Annotated in this window: 16 protein-coding genes; 10 read left to right on the top strand and 6 right to left on the bottom strand. The window is 69.0% G+C overall.

The features are described 5' to 3' along the window. The first annotated feature begins 4 nt into the window (after nt 1-4). The 6 genes from rocD to VF106_RS38990 all read left to right on the top strand — a co-directional run bounded on the left by rocD (nt 5) and on the right by VF106_RS38990 (nt 6,985). Complete coding sequence (gene rocD / locus VF106_RS39015) at nt 5-1,198, top strand: ornithine--oxo-acid transaminase (protein WP_330845023.1); 1,194 nt, start codon at nt 5-7, stop codon at nt 1,196-1,198. 14 nt (nt 1,199-1,212) lie between these two features. Beyond that, a complete protein-coding gene (locus VF106_RS39010; protein ID WP_330845022.1) occupies nt 1,213-2,481 on the top strand; it encodes an ATP-grasp domain-containing protein in 1,269 nt (422 codons plus the stop codon). Further along, nucleotides 2,478-3,749 (top strand): MFS transporter, encoded by a 1,272-nt coding sequence (locus tag VF106_RS39005; protein ID WP_330845021.1) that lies wholly within the window; start codon nt 2,478-2,480, stop codon nt 3,747-3,749. The genes VF106_RS39010 and VF106_RS39005 overlap by 4 nt, the downstream gene beginning before the upstream one ends. Then, a complete protein-coding gene (locus tag VF106_RS39000; protein WP_330845020.1) occupies nt 3,742-4,512 on the top strand; it encodes an SDR family NAD(P)-dependent oxidoreductase in 771 nt (256 codons plus the stop codon). Before VF106_RS39005 ends, VF106_RS39000 begins: the two co-directional genes overlap by 8 nt. An 87-nt stretch (nt 4,513-4,599) precedes the next feature. After that, nucleotides 4,600-5,886, top strand: a complete 1,287-nt coding sequence (locus VF106_RS38995; RefSeq protein WP_330845019.1) for an MFS transporter — start codon at nt 4,600-4,602, stop codon at nt 5,884-5,886. Then, complete coding sequence (locus VF106_RS38990; protein WP_330845018.1) at nt 5,867-6,985, top strand: GNAT family N-acetyltransferase; 1,119 nt, start codon at nt 5,867-5,869, stop codon at nt 6,983-6,985. Before VF106_RS38995 ends, VF106_RS38990 begins: the two co-directional genes overlap by 20 nt. A 734-nt stretch (nt 6,986-7,719) precedes the next feature. Here VF106_RS38990 and VF106_RS38985 read toward each other — a convergent pair. Next, on the bottom strand, nt 7,720-9,903 hold the full coding sequence (locus VF106_RS38985; protein ID WP_330845017.1) for an SGNH/GDSL hydrolase family protein: 2,184 nt from the start codon (nt 9,901-9,903) through the stop codon (nt 7,720-7,722). A 135-nt stretch (nt 9,904-10,038) separates the two neighbouring features. On the opposite strand from VF106_RS38985, the gene VF106_RS38980 reads away from it, so the two are divergent. Together VF106_RS38980 and VF106_RS38975 are read left to right on the top strand one after the other, a co-directional pair. Next, nucleotides 10,039-11,256 (top strand): sensor histidine kinase, encoded by a 1,218-nt coding sequence (locus tag VF106_RS38980; RefSeq protein WP_330845016.1) that lies wholly within the window; start codon nt 10,039-10,041, stop codon nt 11,254-11,256. After that, on the top strand, nt 11,253-11,888 hold the full coding sequence (locus VF106_RS38975) for a response regulator (protein ID WP_330845015.1): 636 nt from the start codon (nt 11,253-11,255) through the stop codon (nt 11,886-11,888). Before VF106_RS38980 ends, VF106_RS38975 begins: the two co-directional genes overlap by 4 nt. A gap of 288 nt (nt 11,889-12,176) precedes the next feature. Here the strand turns inward: VF106_RS38975 and VF106_RS38970 are convergent, their stop codons facing one another. Next, a complete protein-coding gene (locus VF106_RS38970) occupies nt 12,177-13,058 on the bottom strand; it encodes a helix-turn-helix domain-containing protein (RefSeq protein ID WP_330845014.1) in 882 nt (293 codons plus the stop codon). 96 nt (nt 13,059-13,154) lie between these two features. On the opposite strand from VF106_RS38970, the gene VF106_RS38965 reads away from it, so the two are divergent. After that, a complete protein-coding gene (locus VF106_RS38965; RefSeq protein WP_330845013.1) occupies nt 13,155-13,922 on the top strand; it encodes a phytanoyl-CoA dioxygenase family protein in 768 nt (255 codons plus the stop codon). Nucleotides 13,923-13,924: 2 nt separating this feature from the next. Here VF106_RS38965 and VF106_RS38960 read toward each other — a convergent pair whose 3' ends face one another. The 4 genes from VF106_RS38960 to VF106_RS38945 are packed head-to-tail and all read right to left on the bottom strand — an operon-like array spanning nt 13,925 to nt 18,394. Then, a complete protein-coding gene (locus tag VF106_RS38960) occupies nt 13,925-14,995 on the bottom strand; it encodes a C40 family peptidase (protein ID WP_330845012.1) in 1,071 nt (356 codons plus the stop codon). A 32-nt stretch (nt 14,996-15,027) separates the two neighbouring features. Then, nucleotides 15,028-15,510: a poly-gamma-glutamate biosynthesis protein PgsC/CapC gene (locus VF106_RS38955; protein ID WP_330845011.1), complete on the bottom strand. Its 483-nt coding sequence runs from the start codon at nt 15,508-15,510 to the stop codon at nt 15,028-15,030. After that, a complete protein-coding gene (gene pgsB, locus VF106_RS38950) occupies nt 15,507-16,856 on the bottom strand; it encodes a poly-gamma-glutamate synthase PgsB (RefSeq protein WP_330845010.1) in 1,350 nt (449 codons plus the stop codon). Before pgsB ends, VF106_RS38955 begins: the two co-directional genes overlap by 4 nt. Then, nucleotides 16,856-18,394 (bottom strand): cache domain-containing protein, encoded by a 1,539-nt coding sequence (locus VF106_RS38945; protein WP_330845009.1) that lies wholly within the window; start codon nt 18,392-18,394, stop codon nt 16,856-16,858. Before VF106_RS38945 ends, pgsB begins: the two co-directional genes overlap by 1 nt. On the opposite strand from VF106_RS38945, the gene VF106_RS38940 reads away from it, so the two are divergent. Then, nucleotides 18,389-18,584: ATP-binding cassette domain-containing protein (locus VF106_RS38940; RefSeq protein ID WP_414639160.1), on the top strand; the 196-nt coding region annotated here is incomplete at its 3' end. The genes VF106_RS38945 and VF106_RS38940 overlap by 6 nt on opposite strands.

Genomic DNA, 18,584 nt, shown 5'->3' with positions numbered 1-18,584 from the left:
ACGCATGACCGCCTCCACTCAGGACCACATCGCCCTCGCCGAGCGCTGGAGTGCGCACAACTACCACCCGTTGCCCGTGGTGCTCACCCATGGGGAAGGCGCCTGGATGACCGATCTGGACGGTCGGCGCTATCTCGACTTCCTCGCCGGGTACTCCGCGCTCAACTTCGGCCACCGGCATCCCGACATCGTCGCCGCGGCCAGAGAACAGCTCGACCGGCTGACGCTGACCGGCCGGGCGTTCCACCATGACCAGTTCGGACCGTTCTGCCGTGAGCTGGCCGAGCTGACGGGCACCGAGATGGTGCTGCCAGCCAACTCCGGCGCCGAGGCGGTCGAGTCGGCGGTGAAGATCGCCAGGAAATGGGCATACCAGGTCAAGGGCGTGCCGGACGGCGCCGCCGAGATCGTGGTCGCGAGCGACAACTTCCACGGCCGCACCACGACCATCATCTCCTTCTCCACCGACTCGGAGGCCCGCAACGAGTTCGGCCCGTTCACCCCGGGCTTCAAGGTGGTGCCGTACGGCGACATCGACGCGCTGCGTTCGGCGGTCACCGAGAACTCGGCGGCGGTCCTTTTGGAACCGATCCAGGGTGAGGCGGGTGTGGTGGTCCCGCCGAAGGGATACCTCGCCGAGGTCCGTCAGGTGTGCGACCACACCAACACGCTGTTCATCGCCGACGAGGTCCAGTCCGGACTGGCCCGCACCGGCGCGACGTTGGCGCTGGACCACGAAGGCGTCCGCGCGGACCTGTACACCCTGGGCAAGGCGCTGGGCGGCGGGATCCTGCCGGTGTCCGCGGTGGTCGGCCGGGCCGACGTCCTCGGTGTGCTCAGGCCCGGCGAGCACGGCTCGACCTTCGGCGGCAACCCGCTGGCATGCGCGGTCGGCCGCGCGGTGGTGCGGTTGCTGGCAACCGGTGAGTTCCAGGAACGGTCCCGCGAACTCGGCGCGTACGTGCACTCCCGGCTCGACGAACTGGACGGCGTCGCCGAGGTCCGTGGCCGCGGCCTGTGGGCCAGCGTGCAGATCGCCGAGGGGCGACCGAGCGGACGTCAGGTGTCCGAGGCGCTGGCCGAGCGTGGCGTGCTGTGCAAGGAATACCTGACGACCCTCCGGGTGGCGCCCCCGCTGGTGATCACCCGTGCGGAGATCGACTTCGGCGTCGACGCGATCGCCGACGTGCTGGGATGAGAGAGGGAGCCACGTTGTCCAACGATGTCGTACCCACCGACCGACGGCCTCGCGTCCTGATCATCGGCGGCAAGCTCAAGTTCGTGCGCAAGGCCCGGGAGCTCGGTCTGGACGTGGTGCACGTGCAGTACCCGAACGAGTACGACCGCGGCCACTGGCCAGTAGTCGACCAGGCACTGCTGCTCGACTACGGCGACATCGACCGGCTCCTGCCGCTGGTCCGTGCGTTGCACGAGGCGTACCCGTTCCAGGCGGCCGTGGCGCTGTTCGAGCTCGGGCTACTGCCGGCGGCGCGGGTCAACGAGGCGCTCGGCCTCGGCGGAGAGTCCGTCGACACCGTGGAACTGCTGCTGGACAAGTGGCGGATGCGCCAGCTCCTGAACGCGAAGGGCATCAGCCCGGTGGCCTCCGCGATCGGACGTTCCACAGAGGACGTTCGGGACTTCGTCGCCGCGCACGGACTCCCGATCATCGTCAAGCCGATCCGCGAGTCGGGCAGCCTGGGGGTGTTCCGCATCCGCGACCAGGCCGACGTTGACTCCGTCGCCGAACGGTTCCGTTCCCTCGACGACGGGCACTGGGTCGCGGGGGACCTGTTCCGTGACGACTCCTTCGACGAGTTCCTCATGGAGGAGTACCTGGACGGCCCGGAGGTCAGCGTGGAGAGCCTGAGCTTCGACGGCCGGCACGTGGTCGTCGGGGTGACCGACAAGGAGCAGTTCAGCGGCCCCGGTTTCGTCGAGACCGGACTGCTGCAGCCCAGCGGCTGCTCGCCAGAGACACTGAGCGAGGTCACGCGGTTGGTGACGGACGTCCTCGACGCGGTCGGGCTGCGCAACGGTCCGGCGCACACCGAGATCAGGCTGACCTCGCGCGGCCCGCGGATCATCGAGTCGCACAACCGCATCGGCGGTTACGCGGTCAACGAGATGGTCGAGGCCGCCTACGGCGTCGACATGGAGCGCTACACGCTGGGCGCCAGGTTCGGCATGGTGGAGCCGCTGACCGCGTCGCCGGAGCCGCTGGGCGGAGCGGCCCTCCGGGCCCTCACGCCGGAGCCCGGCCGGGTCGTGGAGGTGACCGGCGTCGACACCGTGCGCGCGGACCCGGCGTTCGTCGCCCTCCACGTGAAGGTGGAGCCGGGCGACGAGATACGACCGCTGACCTGGAACGAGGACATCGCCGGTTACGTCGTCGCCCGAGGCGCCGACGCCACCGAGGCGATCGCCAACTGCAAACGGCTGGCCGCGGCGATCCACGTGCGCACCGAGCCCATCGTGTGAACGCCGTGCCGCCGGACCGGTCGGGCGTCGCCGAGCCGCGGTTCCGTGACGCGCTGCGCACCCTGCCCGGCCGGGTGTGGATCGTCAGCCTCGGCGTCCTGGTCAACCGGGTCGGCAACTTCCTGCCCGTGTTCATCGTGCTCTACCTGACCGGGCGCGGCTATTCCGCCGGTGCCGCGGGGTTCGTGCTCGGCGTGTCCGGTCTGGGCAACGTGCTCGGCAACGCCGTCGGTGGTTACCTCGCCGACAGGATCGGCCGGCGATGGACCATCGTGGTGTCCGCCGTGCCCACCTCCGGGCTGACGGCGGTCGTGCCGTTCCTCGGCCCCTTCCCGGTCATCGTCGCGGTGGTCGGTCTCATCGGGGTGACGTCGCAGATCTACCGCCCTGCCGCGGCCGCGGTGCTGGTCGACTCCGTGGCGACCCACCAGCAACGGCTCGCCGCCTTCGGGGTGTTCCGGTTCGCGATGAACCTCGGCGCCGCCCTGGGTGGCGTGATCGGCGGGGTGCTGGCCAGCACGTCCTATGTGGAGCTCTTCCTCGGCAACGCCGCCGCGTGCCTGCTGTTCGGCGTGGTCGTGGCGGTGCTGCTGCGGGACGAGCCCTCGCCGAGGTCCGGTCAGGACGACGCGGACACGCGGGTGGACCGGGCGGTGGGGTACCGGCAGGCGCTCGCCGACCGCATCCTGGTGCGGTTCCTGCTGATGACCCTGGTCGGTGAGTTCGTCTACATCCAGACCACCGTCGGCCTTCCGCTGCACGTCAGCGACGTGGGGCTGAGCGCGCGCGACTTCGGTCTCCTCATCGGGCTCAACGGTCTGCTGGTCCTGGTGCTGGAACTGCCCGCCACCGGTCTGGTCGCCCGGTACCGGCCGGAGTACGTGCTGGCCATCGGCAACCTGCTCATCGGAGTCGGTCTCGCGCTGACCGGGTTCATGACCGACATGGTCCTGCTGTCGGCGACCGTGCTGATGTGGACGCTCGGCGAGATGATGTCCAGCTCCATCGCCAACGCCTACCTGGGAAGTCTGACTCCGCCGGGGATGGTCGGCCGTTACCAGGGCTTGTACTTCGTCGCGTACACGATCGGCACGGGCGTCGGACCGCTCGTCGGCGGCGCCGTGTACGCGATCGACCCATGGGCGCTGTGGGTGACGGTCGGCCTGGCCGGGCTGTTGGCCGCCAAGCTCTGTCTGCCACGCCGTCACACGGCGTCTCGTGTCGTTTCCCTGATGGTCCGAAGTAGACAGGAGAGAACAGGTGAGTGACTTCGCGGGACTGGTCGCGATCGTGACCGGCGGTGCGTCGGGTATCGGCCTGGCCACGGCGAAACTGCTGCAGAGCAGGGGAGCCGAGGTCGCGGCACTGGATCTCAAGCTGGACGGGCTGCCGGACGACATCGTGGGCATCGAGGCCGACGTCACCGACGACGCCCAGGTCAAGTCCGCTGTGGACGCTGTGGTCGAGCGGTTCGGCCGGCTGGACGTGGTGGTGAACAACGCCGGGATCAGCGCGGTCGGGGACGTCACCGGGAACAGCGACGACGAGTGGCTGCGTGTACTGGACGTCAACGTGGTCGGCATGGTCAGGGTCGCCCGGCACGCGTTGCCGCACCTGCGGCGCTCACCCGCCGCGGCGATCGTCAACACGTGCTCGATCGTCGCGTGGGCCGGGCTGGAGAAGCGGGTGCTGTACTCGGCCAGCAAGGGCGCTGTGTACGCACTGACGTTGGCCATGGCGGCGGACCACCTCCGCGAGGGCATCCGGGTCAACTGCGTCGCCCCTGGCACCGCGGCCACGCCATGGGTGGACCGGCTGCTCAACCGAACGGCGGATCCGGCGGCCGAACGGGCCGCGCTCGACGCGCGCCAGCCGATGGGTCGTCTGGTGACGGCCGACGAGGTGGCGGGCGCGATCGCCTACCTGGCGAGCCCGTTGTCGGGCGCTTCGGTTGGCACGGTGCTCGCCGTGGACGGCGGCACGCACGGCCTGCGGCTGCGGCCGCCATCCCAGCAGGAGAGCACGTACTGAACGAAGTACGCACAGAGCGCGGTGAACGACGTGACCGCGCCGTAGCGCCTGGGTACGGTCACGGTTCGTTCAACTTGGAGCAGCATGATGAGCCAGCAGACCGCCGAACAGGGGCGGCGGAGCAGTCTGTGGCGACACCGCGACTTCCTCCTGCTGTGGTCAGGGGAGACGATTTCCCAGACCGGGGCACAGATTTCTCTGGTGGCCGTACCGCTGACCGCGATCAGCGCCCTCAACGCCGGGCCGACCGAGGTCTCCCTGCTGACCGCGCTGCAGTACGCGCCGGTCGTCCTGATCACGCTGTTCGCCGGGGTTTGGCTGGACCGGCACCGGCGCCGGCCGGTGCTCATCTGGACGAACCTGGCTCGTTTCCTGCTGATCATGTTGATTCCCGTGAGCTACCTGACCGATGTGCTCTCGCTTGGTCTGCTCTACCTGGTGACCTTCGCGGTCGGGCTGCTGGCAGCGGTGTTCGACGTGGCGTACGTGGTCTACCTGTCGTCCCTGGTGTCTCGCGAGCAGTTGATCGAGGCGAACGCGAAACTCGAGACGACGTACTCGATCGCGCAGATCGGCGGGCCCGGTGTCGGCGGGGTGCTCGTGCAACTGGTGACCGCCCCCGTCGCACTCGTCGCCAACGCCGGAACTTCTCTGCTGGCTGCCGCGACCTTCCTCGGTATCCGCAAACCTGAAGTGGTCGAGAGACCGGAACACGAGCGCCGGCCGATACGCGCCGAGATCGCGGACGGGATGCGGGCGATCTTTGGTCACCACGTGCTGCGGTTGTTGATCGTCCAGGCCGCGGTCTACAACCTGTTCGAACAGATCGTGCTCACGCTGTACCTGCTGTTCGGTGTTCGCGAGCTCCGGCTCGGGGCGGGCGGACTCGGTGTCATCCTCACCACGGCCGCCGTCGGGGGACTGGTCGGCGCGCTGGTCGCCGGCCGGGCGGCCGCGGCGATCGGCACCGGCCGATGCATCGTCGGCTCGATGGTGGTCAGCGCCGCCGGACTGGTGGTGGTCCCGTTCGCGCCGGCGACGCCCGCGCTCGCGGTCGTCGTGCTGATCACCGGCTTCGTGGTGTACGGGTTCGGGCTGGGCGTTTTCAGCGTGCACACCTTGAGCGTGCGCATCGCACTGGCCCCGGCCGGACTGCTCGGCAGGATCACCGCGACCTTCCGTCTGATCATCTACGGCACGATCCCGATCGGCGCGCTGCTCGCCGGCGTGCTCGGGAACCTGTTCGGTATTCGCGCGGCGATCATGCTGGGCGCGGTGCCGCTGCTCGTGCTGTCCCTACTGTTCTGGTTCACCGCGGTGCGCCATGCCGACATCTCGGCGGTTGGGACGGACGGTGAAACGAACACGGTTTGAGCTCGACGCCATCTCGCGAGCCTCATGGGACGAACTGGTGGGCCGCGACTTCTACTCCAGCGCGAACTGGCTCGACTTCTGCGCCACCGAGCACGGGGGAGTGGTCGACGCGGTGGTCGTCGGCAACGGTGCGGCCGAGGTCGCGGTTCCGCTGTTCAGCGGCGCGGACCTGGCGGGTTCCCCGTACGACTGGAACGCCGAGCTGACCAGTCGGTCACTGCCAACCCTCCCGACCGGCGATCTTGTCGTCGGCCCGCGTGAGGGCTACCAGACGCGACTACTGCGGGCCACTCCCGCGCCGACACCCGGCGCGATCACCCAACTGCTCACCGAACTCCGTGCGCGGGCAGCCGACGAGGCCTGTGTGGCGATGTACCTGACCACCGAGGATGTACGGCTGTTCCGCGCCGCGGGCGTCCCAGCACCCGCCGTGCTGCTGGAATGTGACGCCTGGCTGCCCGTGCCCGACGGCGGGTTCGACGCCTGGCTCGCCGTGCTGCCCAGTAAGCGGCGGACGTCCGTCCGCAAGGAGATGGCGGCGTTCACCGCGGCGGGCTACCGAATCCAACGCCTGCCGCTGCGGGAATGCAGCACGGCCATCGCACCGCTCGCGGTACGCACGGAATCCAAGTACGGCCACGACTACGACACGGCAGAGGACCTGGCCACATTTCGCAACCACGAACGATGCCTCGGCGACGCCGCGATGGTCGCACTGTGCACACTGGACGACACGCCTGTCGGCTTCTGCCTGTACTACGTGTGGCGAGACACGATCTTCCTACGCTGGACCGGCTTCGACTACCCGCGTCTGCGCAACGCCTACGAGTACTTCAACCTGTTGTACTACGAGCAGGTTCGCTGGGCGGCCGAACGGGGGATCCGATGGATACATGCCGGGTTGAAGGCCGCCAAGGCCAAGGTGTCGCGCGGCGCCATCATTCGTCCACTGTGGCTGCTTGATCTCGGCGCGACCAGCCCGCTAACCGACGCGGAACACGCTGTGCACGAACACAACACGGCGTTCCTCGACGAGCTGTTCGCGGACAGCACGGTCGCCCGCGGCATCGCCGACCGCGCGGAATGGCTTGCGCGTTGATGTCCTGAAAGACGCGTTCGGGGCATCGCTGATGTCACGAGCGACGCGTTGGGGACGTTCAACCTCAATCCACCGATGATCTTGTCGGGATGCTGCACCGTGCGAGAGAGTTGTGGGCCTGGTCAGGCGCTTCGCGGGCGTCGGGCGCTGCGCGCCCGACGCGCACCCGCTGGGTGTCTGTCCTGAAAGACGCGTTCGGGGCATCGCCGATGTCTCGAAAGACGCGCTGATGACGGTCAACGACCCGAAAGGGTCTTTCGGGACAGTGCCGGTGGCACACACACGCCGTTCGCGGCACCGGGCTTCCCGGGCGATGTGGTGCTTCGCTCGCCGGAGCCACAGATCCGCGCGTGGGCAGCGTGATCATCGGTGGATCTGGGTTCAACGACAGGGAAGCGTCTTTCGAGACAGCGCCGGTGGCATACCACGCCGTTGGCCGCGTGGAAACCGCCCGCGATGTGGTGCTTCGCTCGCCGGAGCCACAGAACCACACACGGGCAGCATGATCATCGGTGGATCCGGGTTCAACGACAGGAAAGCGTCTTTCGGGGCATCGCCGGTGGGCCGTTCGCGTCCTTCATCGCGCGGACACCGGCCGTCGGATCCACAGGACGGCGTGCGGGGTTGAGCGTCATGAAGGGCACCTTCAGGGCGCTCGGTGGTAGCTCCGCTGAGTGGGAACGCCGGGTCCGGCGGATGGCCGGGCCCGGCGTTCTTGGGGCTACGTCAGGACATCATGACCCGATGAACGAGTCCGGCGGTGGCGGTGGTGGCGGTGCCTTCTCTGGTAGCGGCGGCGGTGGCGGCGTGCTGGGTGTCGAACCACCACCCGAGGAGCCCGACGGCGGTTTGCTGCCGCCCAGTGGGAAGGGGTTCTTCGTCGGTGGCGAGGGCACGGTCACGGTGGGTGGGGGTGGCGGCGTGCCGAGCCGGTCGATCGGCGCCGGCTGGCTGCCCCGTGGACCGATGCTGCCCTGGAGGCTGGGCGCCGACGGCGGCTTCGGCATCGACGGCGCGGCCGGCGACCTCATGGGCGTCGAGGGCGGGATGACCGTCGAGCGTTTCGCCCCCGACGAGGTTTGCGGTGCCGGGTTTGATTGTTGCGGTGGTGCGGGGTTCGGTTGTGGTGCTGGGTTGGGTTGCTGCCCGGGGTTGGGTTGTTGCGGTGGTGCGGGGTTCGGTTGCGGGGACGGGTTGGGTTGCTGCGGCGCTGGGTTCGGTTGTGGTGATGGGTTGGGTTGCTGCCCGGGGTTGGGTTGCTGTGGTGGTGCGGGGTTCGGCTGTGGGGACGGGTTCTGTTGCGGCCCACCGTTCGGTGGCGTTGCCGGGTTCGGTTGTGGCGACGGGTTTGGCTGTGCCCCAGGGTTTGGCTGCGATCCAGGGGGCGATTGCTGCGATGGCGCCGGGTTTGGCTGCGGTGCCGGACTGGGCTGCTGAGGTGCCTGGCTCGGCTGCTGTGGAGCCGGACTCGGCTGTTGCGGTGCCGGGTTCGGTTGCTGTGCTGCCGGGTTCGGTTGCGGCGGCGCGGGGTTGGGCTGCTGCGGTGATGCGGGTGCCGGGTCCGGCCGGGCGGGTGTGCTCGGTTGGTTGGTCGGCCGGTCCGTGGGGGAGTCCGTCGGTCGCGGCGACTGTTGGGTCTGGTTCGGCGTGTTCGGAGTCTGGTCCTCGGTGTTGGGAGTTCCGTCGCCGTCCCAGTCCTTGTCCCGGTAGTTGGGCTCCCCGTCGCCGTCGGTGTCGGGTGCGGGGGTGTTCTTGATGGTGATGCCGCGGATGTCGGTCCGGTTGTCTTTCTGCCGTGGCGGGATCTTGAAGCCGAACCTCTTGGCCACCGTCTCGTTGATGTGGTCGGACATGAGACTCGCACCCTTGATGTTCGGGTGGGCCGCCTCGTCCCGGTCCCAGTGGGGGTGGTTCGAGAGGCTGAACGCCTTGGCGAGGTTGTTGATCGCCGGGTCCCTGGTGTAGAGCTCGCGGTTCTTCAGCGCCTTCGAGACGTCGATGAGGTCGGCGCATCCGCAGATCTCGACGGCCCGCTTGATGGCCTCGTTCACCTGCTCCCCGAACTTCCCCAGCTTCTCCAGCTCGCCGGAGTCCAGCGGGCTGTTGAAGGATGTCTGTTTCGGGTTGACCGCCATCGGGTAGTTCTGGAGGAACATCTTGGCGTTCGGCACCCTGTCCTGTACCGCCGCCATGACCTGGAGCAGCCGGGCGATCAGCGTGGGCTCGTGGCCCGGCGTCTTGTTGGCCTTGCCCTGTTTTGCCTGGTCGCGGTAGGCCTGGTCGGACTGTGTGTTGTCCAGCAACGGATTGGCCTTGGCCATCACCGAGTCGGGGTTCTCCCCGAAGGGGGTGAACGACGTGATCAACGGGGCGAAGTACACGTCGTTGCCGCCCAGGCCGATGACCACCGCGTCAGCGTCGGTGGGAATCTGGTCGAGCTGCTTCGTGTTGACGACCAGGTCGTTCTCGTCGCGCCAGGTGCTCGGGTCGGTCGGGTTCTGCGTCGTGTTGCCGGGAATCGACTCCAACGGCTCTCTTCGCTGGGTCTCGAACACGTCCGTGGTGACCGCGCCGGAGGAGGCCACGATGGTCACCTCGACCTTGAGGCCAGGGTTCGCCGCCTGCATCCGTGCCGCCGCCTGGATGGCCGCGCTTTCCGTCGACTGGTGACGTGGGTCCGTCGAGTCGAAGTAGATACGCGGCTCCATTCTTCCGTTGCTGGGGCCGCGTACCCCCTGGCCGGCCGAGAACGAGTCCCCGACGACGACCATCTTGAAAACCCGCTGCTGTTGCGGTTGCTGCTGTTGCGTCTCAGGCTCCGCGATGGCAGTCCCCGGCGCGGCGGCACAGACCACCGCCAGCGCGGCGCCCAGCGCCACGATCTGGGCCAGGGCACGGCCACGGTCACGAGCACGCATCAACCACACCTCCATGAGATAGGCGAAATTCCTGAACTCGACCGTTTGGCCAGACTCCACCACCCGTTCGGAGTCGGTCCATGCCGCACAGGTGCGGCATGGACGTGTTGGCGAGTTGGTGCCAGGCTGGACCGGGTGCGGTTCGAGCAGGACGCGGAGACGGCCCTGCCGGGTGTGGTGGGTCTACACCGGCAGGTGCGGGGTGTCGTGGCGGCGGTGGTGGTCGCGTCCCGGTTGGCCGCGCTGACCATGGTCGCGTTGAGCGTCCTCGCCGCCGCGCACAACCACGCCTACACCAGCGTCGCGCTGGCCACCACCGTCTACGTGGTTCTCCTCGGGTGGAGCGCGGTGCTGATCACGCTTGTGCTCCGCCGTGCGGCGGTGCCCGGTTGGGTGCTCGTCGTCGACGTCACGGTCACCGCCGTCACCATGGTCGTCCTGCCACTGGCGGTGTCCACCGCGCTGTTCGCGAACCTGGCCAACCCGTACCTCGAGCCGATCACGGTCAGCGTCGCGGTGTCCGTGGCACTGGTCAGCGGTTCGGCCAGGAGCACCGCGGCCGGGTGCGCCACGCTCGCCGCCGCCTACTTCGTCGGCCAGGCACCCATCACCGACGGCGGCGCGGACATCGCCTCGCTGCTCAGCACGATCGGCTGGCAGGTCGGCACCGCCACGTGCGGCCTGGTGTTCGTCCAGCGGCTACGGCGCGTGGCCCACCACGTGGACATCGCCACCACACAGGTGATCACGGCACGGGAACGGCTCGCCGCCCAGCGCGCACACAACGAGGAACGCGCCAGGCACTTCCGTGAACAGGTCCGCCGCTACCGCGCCCTGCACGACGGGCCACTGCGCATCCTGACCGTGATCGCCGGCCCCGGGCCTGCCGCGCACCCCGATCCCTTGGTGCGCAAGCAATGCGCGATCAGCGTCAACATCCTGCGTGGCGCCGCTCCCGACGAGACCGGCGGCACCCTCACCGATCTTTCCCTGGCACTGATAGAAGCCAGTGCCGCACTGGGGCTGCGGGTGGAGTACCACTTCGCCAACCTGCCCGACATCCTCCTCGGCACCGTGACCGACGCCCTGTGCCGGGCCAGCGCGGAGGCACTGAGCAACGTCGCCGCGCACGCGGGCACCACCCGCGCCCGCCTCACCGCCATGACAAGCGGGGACGGCGTGGTGACCGTGGCGATCGTCGACCAGGGCAAGGGATTCGACCCGGCCACCACCGAGCTCGGCTACGGCATCCGGCACTCGATCATCGAGCGAATGAGCGAGGTCGGCGGAGCCGCCACAGTGGACAGCCATCTCGGCGAGGGCACCCGCATCGACCTGCGGTGGCCGGCATGAGCGAGGCCAGCGAACCGTCGATGATCCGGGCCGCCGTCATCGACAACGACAAACTCGTCCCGGCCGGCCTGCGCGCCCTGCTCGCCGACACCACCGACATCACCATCACCCACACCGCCACCACGGTCACCGACTACCTCGCCGCCAGGCCCGCCGCCGACGTCGTCCTGCTCGACCTACAACTGGAGGACGGCACCGACCCCGCCGCCAACGTCGCCGCCCTGCGCTCAAGCGTCCCCGCCGTCCTGGTCCTCTCCGTACACGGCGACCGCCGCCACGTCCGCACCACCATCCGCGCGGGCGCCTCCGGCTACCTCATCAAGGACGACGACGCCGACAAACTCGCCGACGCCATCCGCACCGTCCACACCGGACACCTGGCACTGACCACCGAACTCATGACCCTCATCAACGACGACCCACCCGAGCTGTCGCCGCAGGAACTCCACGTCCTCTACCTCTACGGCACCGGAAGCACCCTGGCCGCCACCGCCCGCCGCCTCAACATCGCCATCCCCACGGTCCGCTCCTACCTCGACCGCATCCGAGCCAAGTGGGCCAGCATGGACGAACCCGTCGACGACATCCGCACCCTCATCCACGAGTACCCGCACCCCAACCCACCCACCTGACCCCTCGCGCGATGGGGGCGCTGGGCCGTGCTGAAGCGTCCTTCATGACGCCAGCCCGATGATCTTGTCGGGTGTCGCGGCTCGCGAGAGGCGCGGCCTGACCCGCTTCGTGGGCGTCGGGCACTGTGCGCCCGGCGCGGCTTCGCTGGGTGTCCTGAAAGACGCGTTCGCGGCATCGCCGATGTCTCGAACGACGCGCTGGTGACGTTCAACGACCTGAAAGCGTCTTTCAGGGCATCGCCGGTGGCATCAACTCGTACCGTCTTCGCGCCGCACTGGCAGGCGTCCTCACGGGGATTCTCTGGGTGTCGGCTCGGGTTGGTGGCGTCGGCGGTATTCGCTCGGGGTTTGTCCGACCAGGGTTCTGAAACGGCGGGCGAAGTAGGTCGGGTCGTCCCAGCCGACGGTGGCGCCGATCTGGGCGGTGGGGAGGGTGGAGTGTGCGAGGAGGGTGGCGGCCTGTTCGACCCGCACTCGGGCCAGGAAGTTCATGGGGGTCAAACCGATGTGTTGTGTGAACAGGCGGCCGAGGTAGGCGGGGTCCAGGTTGACCGCTCGGGCTAGTTCGTCCAGTCGCCACTGGTGTGCGGGGGTTGTCTCCAGTCGGGTGATCGTTGCCGCCACTGCGGGGTGGATCGTGGACTCGACGGTCGTGGGTTCGGGGGGACGGCCGTCGGTCAGGATGCCCAGTACGGAGATCAGTCGGCCGAGTGTGCGGCCAGGGCGGGCCGGCCTGGCCGCGAGGTCGTGTTCGAGTTGGGTGATCTCGGCGATGGCTTCTTCGGCGGCGGTGGGGTCGACGGTCATCGTGGCGATGCCGTGTGTGCCGGACGCCATCGGGTCTGTCCACAGTATTCGGCGCAGTGTCGGGATGTTGTGCAGTGGAGCCAGTTCGGCTCGTAGTGCCTTGGCTGACAGGCAGCAGTTGGCCACCGTGAGGTCGGCGCAGTCCTGAAACCCGTGCCAGGCACCAGGGCGCAGCACGAGGACGTCGCCACGTCGCAGCCCGTGCTCGCCCAGACTGGTCACGTGTGCACCGCGACCGGCGCCGATCACGGCGATCTCCAGGAAGTCGTGTGCGTGTGACCCGACGTCCGCGTTCAGGTGGTGGACGCCGCCCCAGATCGGTCCGTCCGCGAACAACGTGTGTTCGTGCAGGGTCTGGGGCATCTCGGGATCGTACGACTGTTGGCCGTGATCCGACTAGCCGCCGCCCGCACACCGCCATGACACTGGTTGCTATCCGAAGAGCATTGGAGACAAGAGATGACAAGCGATGTCGGCGCCGACGGCCGGGTGTCGGACGAGCTGGTGGCTGCGTACCGCGAACATGGTTTCGTCCGAGTGCGTGGCGTCCTCGGTCCTGACCAGGTCGAGCGGTTCCGGACCAGTGCCGAGGCGTTCCTGACCGCGCACCGCGCGGACAGCCTGGAGAAGCAGGGCGCCTTCAGCCAACTGGTCAACGTCTGGCAACACGACGGGACCCTCCGCGCGCTCACGTTCGACCCGCGCGTGGGCCGCGTCGCCGAGCAACTCGCCGGGTTCCCGTTGCGGCTCTGGCATGATCAGATGCTGGTCAAGGAGCCGCACAACAACGTCGCGACCGAGTTCCACCAGGACCGTCCATACTGGCCACACGCCGGTGACCGGCTCCCGTTGTCCGCGTGGATAGCGCTGGTCGACGTGCCACCCGAGCGAGGCTGCATGACCTTCCTGCCCGGCACACAACATCGCACCGGGCTGCGGCCGCAGGACCTCCATCACGAGGAGGACCTCTTCGAGCAGGACCCGTCGCTACGCTGGATCCCCCGCGTCACCGTGCCGCTGCGAGCCGGCGACTGCACGTTCCACAGTGGATACACCGGCCACATGGCCCTGCCCAACCGCACGGACCTGGCCAGGTTCGCACACGTCATCATCTACATGGACGAAGCCACCACCTACAGCGGCACGGCGCACGTCGTCACCGACCCTCTCGACCTCGTCGCCGGCGACCGACTCGCCGGCGACACCTTCCCTCGTCCGTGGAGCTAGCCTCAGATGCGTCGGGCGGCGCGCCAGCCCTTCGAGTACATGCCGCCGTCGTCGAGTAGGGACGTGCCGCCGAGGTCGCCGAACGTCGGGCCGTTCGCTCGTTCCCGGCTCGACATGAAGCGGTAGTGGCCCGTCGAGTCGATGCCGACGAAGATGCCGACGTGGTCGAGTTCGTCCACGCCGCCCTCGACTTCGAAGAACACCAGGTCGCCTGGCTGCAGTGCGTCGTAGTCGGTGACCCGGGTGCGGGTGTTGGGGATCAGTGCGACGCCGGGGCCGTTCTCCGCCATGGCCCACGCGCGCCTCGGCAGGCCGGGGCCGGCGTTGTTGGTGCCCAGCAACGGATAGTCGAGCCGGAAGCCGTAGACCATGCGCACGAAGCCGGAACAGTCGAGGGCGCCCTTGTGCGCCGCCTTGGGTTTCTTGCTCACGTCAGGGAACTTGTAGGGAATACCCAGGTAGTCGAGGAAGTCGGACTGTTCCAGCCGTGCGACGCCCTGCGGCTCCACCGGGCCGAAGATCGCGTCGCCACGGAACAGCAGTCCGTCGGGGTTCGTCTCCTCGGCGGCGCCGTCGGCGTACTGCATCGCGATGTCGAACACGTCGGGGCTCGTGTCCTTTTTCGCTGTCTCGAACCACTGGGCGAACCACTCGGCCTTCTCCGCACCGGGCGCCCATGGCTCCGGTGCCAGCCGGACCCACGTCGTGGTGGTGATCGTCGCCGTGGTGAACCTCTCCTCGGTGAACGTCCGAGCCGGCCCGGTCATCGCCACGGTCCTGGCGCCGTCCGTGAAGGTGGCGATCACGGCGCCTGTCTGGTCCCGCACCACGGTTCTGCCTGGGTTCTCCAGCCGGTCGAACCCCGGGCCGGCGGCCGGCGCGGCGGCCGCGCCTGGCGCGGCCGCGTTTCCTCCGTCCTGGAGCGCTAAAGCGGTCGCCGGTGCGTTCGCGTCGCCGCTCGCCTGCTGACGGGCGAACTGCACGACGCCGAACGCGCTCAGCGCGATCACCGCCAGCACCACGCCTGTCCGCAGAGCCCGGTTGGAGCCTTGCTTTCCGGGATCACGTGCCATGCTCTCAGGCACGTCCGACGGGGAGGGTTGGTTCAAATCGTCGGCACCAGCCCGACGAGCACACCGCTGGCCAGCACGCCGTAGCTGGCGAAACTGACCGTGCTGGTGGCGAGCAACGTGGACACCGGCGGCTGCCGCACGAGCTGGTAGGCGATCAGTCCAGGCACGACGAAACCGAGTGTCTGGTGGGCGAACAGCAGCGGGAAGTCCCGCTGTATCAACAGGAACAGCGTGCTCTGGAACAACACGCCGGTGAGCACCACCGCGGCGAACAGGCGCTTGCCGTAGAGGATCACTCCCTTCTGGAGCATCTTGCTCGCACTGAAGGTGAGCGCGGTCATCAACACCACGAGCGCCGCACGGCGGTAGTCCTCGACGAGGGTCAGCGCCACCCAGCCCGGGGTGATCATCCCGCCGGGGGACAGGTTGGTGGTCAGATAACAGATCAGCGAGAACAGCAACCCGATGGCCAATCCGAGGGTCGCCACCTCGGGTACGAGGCTGTAGGTGGTCACGACTCACGCCGGTTTCGGTTGCGGGGCGACGGTTGCGTCACGGGTGCGCTCGCCGGCGCCAGCCGGCTCCTGGGAGGAACGTTGGGGCCCCGCCGAGGTCGTCGGTACGGGCTCGGCCTGGCCTGCTCCCGGTCGAGCGGCTGGTCGCGTGGCTCCCGCACGGCGGCCGCGGGAGCCGCCGGCAGCGTGGCGAGCTCCTCGAGCAACAGCTCGCCCTGGCCGTGGATGTTGCCGACGGTGACGAGGGAGGCCTGTTCGTCGATCCCGCCGACGATCTCGTCGACGAGCTCGGTCGCGCTGCGACTGCCGCCGAGATCGACGATCCTGTCGTGCCACTGCTGCGGGATGGTCACCCGCGCGCTGCGGGTCGGGTCGCCGATCAGGATGACCCGCTCCGGGTTGATGTCGCCGACGATCGCGCCCATCTGGCCGTTGCGCTCCATCCTGTCCGGCCGGCAGTTGATGACCAGGTGCAGTGGCCGCCGGATGGCCTTCGAGGTGACGAGGCGCTGTACGTTCATCAGCGTCGACTGGGGGTCGTTGGCGGCGAACACGTTGGCGACGCGGAGCAGCTTGCCGTCCACCAGATACCGCTTGACCTCGAGCACGCCGGGGTCGGGCGGCGCGGCCCACATGCCAGCCAGCGCCGACTGCCGGTTGACGCCGAGCAGATCGGCGACCACGAGCGCGATCGCGACGTTCTCCTTGAACGTGATCCAGCTGAACCCGGCCATCTCCTCGTCGGTGACCGCTTCGGGGTTCACGACCAGCAGCTTGCAGTCGCGGCGCGCGGCCTCGCGTTTGAGCAGCGGCAGCCGCTCCTGCTCCGCGGTCACGCAGATCCCGCCGACCGGCATCGTCCTGGACAGCGACCGCGCGACGTCGTCGAGAGTCGGGCCCATCTCGGCCAGGTGGTCCTCGCGGACGTTGCACAGCACGCCGATGTTCGAGCGGATCAGCTTGTCCTGGCTGATCCCCTGCAGGTCCGGCATGACCGCCATGCACTCGATGACCAGCGCGTCCGGTCGGTACGCCGACGCCCGCCGGACGATGCCGATCTGTTCGATCACGTTCGCGATCCCGAACTTGCGGTAGACCGGTTCCTCGCTGGCATCGGGGTGGATGAACCGGGCCGCGGTGCCCGTGGTCTTCGCCACGGTGACCAGCCCGCCGCCGCGCAGCGCGCCGGCGCACAGCCGGGTGATCGAGCTCTTGCCGCGAATTCCGTTGATCATTATTCGGCGCGGGATCCGTTTCAGGTTGGCGTAGTGGCGGCGCTGCTCGACGATGCCGCAGAGCAACAGGAACCCGCTGCCGAGGAGCAGAACGCAGTACAGGAAGACCATCAGCGACCTCGCCGGGCAGGGGACGGGGACGGACGCGTGGACTTACGGGCGGCCTGACGTGTGCCTTGACTCTGCCCGCGCCGCGGCGCCTTGGGTGACTGCTTCGGCGGCGCCGGGGGCACCACGGCGATCATCTCGGTGACGTCGGTCGCCGCGCCGCTCGGCCGGCGAACACCGCCGAGCCGGCGCACCCCGTCGGTCATCGCCTGCCGGCAGATCTCCAGGCACGAGGCGATCGTGCCGATCTGGTCCTGGTGCTGTGGGTAGACCACCGACTTGTACCGGCCGGCGACGATCTCGTCGGCGGCTTCGGCCACCCGGCGCAGCGGCCGGATCAGCAGCAGGTACTGCCAGCCGAACAGCAGCAGCGCGAGGAGCGCGGCGACCAGCGCGGTGACCATGGCGCCCTGCCGCAGCTCGTTGCCGGGCAGCGCGAGGTCGGTGACCGGCTGCTCGGCGACGACCTTCCACCCGAGCGCGCCGCTCGCTCCGCCACGCAGCGGAGCCGACACGACGACGGCCCGGCCGGCGGTGCCGTCCTGCGCTCTGGCGACCGGACGGCCCGCGCCGGACCTGATGGCGTTGTCCCGCAGCTCGACGCTGAGGTCGGCGAAGGCGATGAAGCCGTCGGTGGCCGCGATCGTGCGCAGACCGTTGTCGACCAGCCGGACCGATCCCGGCGCGCGGCTGAGCAGCCTGGCGATGTGGTCGAGGTCGAACTCGCCGACGAGTGCCTGGCCGTTCGGCAGCGGCGTCTGGGCGAACAGCACGGGCACCGGGGCGTCGCCCCGCGCCAGGCGAAGGCCGGGCTCGGCCGGCAGCGGCTCGGCCGTGCGTAACGGTTCGCGGCCGACCACCGAGGTGGCCCGGCCGGCCTGGTCGACCAGGTACACGCTGCGGTACCGCGACTGTCCGGCGATCAGCTCGTCGAGACTCGACCGCACGTCGACGTTGCCGTTGCGGTCGGTGAGCGAGGCGATCGACATCAGGTCGGCGAGACCGTCGTTGAGGCTGCGGCGCAGTGCGTCCGTCGCGGTCGTCGTCTGGTTGCGGGCGCTGGACAGCACCGAGTCGGGCACGGCGACGTCCTGCATGCCGACGGTCACCAGCACCCCACCCGACCAGCCGAGCACGGCGACGGCGGTGATCCCGGTCGCGAACCACGGGGCCATCCCCATGCGCCGCCGTTTGTCGAGGCGTGCCGGTGTGCCGCCCAGGTCCGAGCGGCAGTGCTCGAACGCGACGGCGATCCGGTCAACGTCCCGGGTTCTCGATCGCCGGACGCGTGTCTTCATCAGCCGGCCGTCGGCGATGGCGAGCGCGTCCTTCCGCAACCGCCGGACCGGGCCGATCAGCACCAGCCGAACGAGCAGGAAGCCGAAGACCGCGACGCCGCCGAGCGCGAGCGCCGGCACCATGCCGTTGCCGCCAGGCCCAGCATCGGTGACCGGGGCGCGCACGACCGACACCACGGCGAGGCCGAGCGGCCCGTTCACCCTGGAGGACGACACGGGGGCGTACACGACCGTCGGCTGCACGGTCTCACCCTGCGGGTCGGCGAGGGCGAGGTGGTGGCGCTCATCGGCGCCAACGGTGCCGGCAAGACCACCACCATGCGAGCGATCTCCGGGCTGCGCCCGGTCGCGGCCGGCAAGATCCGGTTCGCTGGCGAGGATGTCACGAAGCTGCGCGCCGACCTGCGGGTGATCCGGGGTATCGGCCAGGCGC

This window comes from Actinophytocola sp. (assembly GCF_036378875.1).
In the GTDB taxonomy this organism is placed as follows: domain Bacteria; phylum Actinomycetota; class Actinomycetes; order Mycobacteriales; family Pseudonocardiaceae; genus Actinophytocola.
The sequence above is the reverse complement of the archived record's forward strand: the minus strand, read 5'-3'. Positions and strand labels throughout refer to the sequence as shown.